Origin of the sequence: Finegoldia magna (genome assembly GCF_018371055.1) — a bacterium.
Classification (GTDB): Bacteria; Bacillota; Clostridia; order Tissierellales; family Peptoniphilaceae; genus Finegoldia; species Finegoldia magna_I.
This window is the reverse complement of sequence record NZ_JAGYZD010000233.1, coordinates 1-2,592: the sequence shown is the minus strand read 5'-3', so window position 1 is coordinate 2,592 and position 2,592 is coordinate 1. Positions and strand designations below refer to the sequence as shown.

Below are 2,592 nucleotides of genomic sequence, written 5' to 3'. Positions count from 1 at the left end.
GCTCGTGAATTATCTTTGAAAGAAATTCAAGACATCAAGAAAAATATCCCTGATTCTGAATTAGAATGTTTTGTACACGGAGCGATGTGTATGTCTTATTCGGGAAGATGTTTATTGAGTAACTACATGACAGGAAGAGATGCAAATAGAGGAGACTGCGCACAAGCATGTAGATGGAAGTACAGACTTGTTGAAGAAAAAAGACCTGGAGAATATTTTCCGATTGAAGAAGATGAGAAAGGAACTTTTATTTTCAATTCAAAAGATTTGTGCATGATTGAGCATTTAGATAAATTAATCGAGGCAGGAATTGATAGTTTGAAAATAGAAGGTAGAGTAAAGAGTCAATACTATGTAGCTACGGTAGTTAGAAGCTATAGAATCGCCATTGACAAGTACTATAATAATGAATTTGATGAACAAACAGCGAAGAGACTTTTAGAAGAAATTAAAAAAGTTTCTTATAGAGATTTTACTACAGGATTTTTTGAAAAAAAACCTGATGAAAATGACCAATTGTACGAATCATCTTCTTATATTAGAAAATATGATTTTGTAGGGTTATTATTAGATTATGATGAAGAAAGTAAAATTGCTACTTTTGAACAAAGAAATAGAGTTTTCGAAGGGGACGAAGTAGAGATTTTTGGCCCAGAAGATGGATTTATTACAACAAAGATTGAAAAAATGTATGACGAAAAAATGAATGAAATTGAAGTGGCAAATAAGGCTCAACAGATTTTTAAAATTAAGATTGATCAAAAACTTCAACCTAATTCGATGATGAGAAAAAAGAGCGATAATTAATTTTGGAATGTAAATTATACTATGATATAATCAGATTATGAAAACGAAAAAACTTAACAAAAAAGAAATTTTTATAATAATTATTTCTGTTTTACTATTAGTATTTATTGTTCACAATTTATTAGGTTTTTTATTTAAACGAAACCTATATCTTGTGAACGATATTTCCAAAATAAAAAACGAAATAAATGTAAATGCTCTTGTTCTAAAAGATGAGTACATTTATTTAAATGATGTGGATACGAAAGCAGCTGAAAATGTCAAATATCCTGTGGGGTCTAATGTAATAAATATACCGAAAGACATCAACTTACAAATGAGTACGAAATATATAGATGATAAATTGAACGATTTGGAAATAAATCACAGCGATAAGACTACAAGTAAATTTGAGATAAAAGATACAGATATTAAAACACTATCGAATTCTATAAGAAACAGAAACTTAGATGATAAGTTTTTGTCTGAATATGATAAGAAAAAGAATATCACAGAAGAAGAGTATTTTCATTCTAAAAAAGAATTAGAGATATTGAAACAAGTTTTAAACTCAAAATCATCTACAGTTAAGACCACAGTTAGTGGAGTGTTAAAAAATAATATTGATAACTATGAAAACTTTGTAGGATATAACTCTTCAAGCATTTTGGGTAGTGATTTTTATTTAAGAGATATTGATGACAATTATTCTACTCAAGGCTTATCAGTTGTTGATAGTATGAATTTATCGTTGGTATTTGATGTGGAAAGTTCTAAGTTGAATAGAAATTTGAAAAATAACGACGAAATTGAAATCAATGTTGACAAAAACGATTATTCAGCGCACATAAAAGACATAAAAGTAAATGGGAATATCATTACAATAGTATGCGATATGAATGATGGTATTAATGATTTAATGAATAAAAGATTTGTGCCTATAACTGTGATTGATAAAAAAACAAAAGTATTCAAAATACCTAAAAAATCAATTATTACGAAAGATTCTACACAAGGCGTGTACATCAAAAAAGAAACAGGAATTATCAAATTTGTAGCTGTAAAAGTTTTGAAAACTGACGATAAATTTGCCTACGTTTCAACGGGCGCTGATGGACAGATTGATGTTAATAACAGAAAAGTAAAAACTTTGGAGCTATACGATTATATTGTCAAAAATCCAAGGTTTGTTAAAGAGGGGGAACTTTTAAAATAATGAGTATAAAAGATAATCTAAATGAAGTTAATGAAAATTTGAAAAAATTTGCTTCGCATGGAGAAACACCACATCTTATTGCTGTTACAAAAACTGTGGACATTGACAGAATTAAAGAAGCTATTGATTGTGGAGTAACTGATATTGGTGAAAACAAGCCTCAAGAAATGAGCTGGAAATATGATGAATTACAAGGTTGCGTTAATTATCATATGATTGGTCATTTGCAATCTAATAAAGTAAAAGATGTTGTAGGAAAAGCTTGTTTGATTCATTCATTAGATAGAATGAGTGTTTTAAAAGAAATAGAAAAAAGAGCTCGTGCAATTAATAAACCACAAGATTGTTTGATTCAATTAAATGTTGCAGAAGAAGAGCAAAAATCTGGTTTATATCTTGATGATTTGGATTCTTTTATTGAAGAAATAGAAAAAACAGAGTTTGTAAAAGTAAAAGGATTGATGAGCATTGCTCCATTTGCAGAAGATCCAGAAGAAATTAGATGGGTTTTCAAGAAAATGAGAGAAATTTATGATAAAATAAAAAATACAGAATACAAAAATATAGAAATGAAATACTTATCAATGGGA

3 protein-coding genes are annotated in these 2,592 nt (G+C 28.5%); all 3 read left to right on the top strand.

What is annotated here, in order from left to right; all coding sequences use genetic code 11:
• Positions 1-807: U32 family peptidase (locus KHW44_RS08425; RefSeq protein WP_304068390.1), on the top strand; the 807-nt coding region annotated here is incomplete at its 5' end.
• Between the two features lie 37 nt (positions 808-844).
• Positions 845-2,002 carry an HlyD family efflux transporter periplasmic adaptor subunit gene (locus KHW44_RS08420; protein WP_304068387.1) on the top strand — a complete coding sequence of 386 codons (1,158 nt, stop codon included), beginning with the start codon at positions 845-847 and terminating at the stop codon, positions 2,000-2,002.
• The coding region (locus KHW44_RS08415; RefSeq protein WP_304068384.1) for a YggS family pyridoxal phosphate-dependent enzyme at positions 2,002-2,592 on the top strand (591 nt) is incomplete at its 3' end. The genes KHW44_RS08420 and KHW44_RS08415, both read left to right, overlap by 1 nt.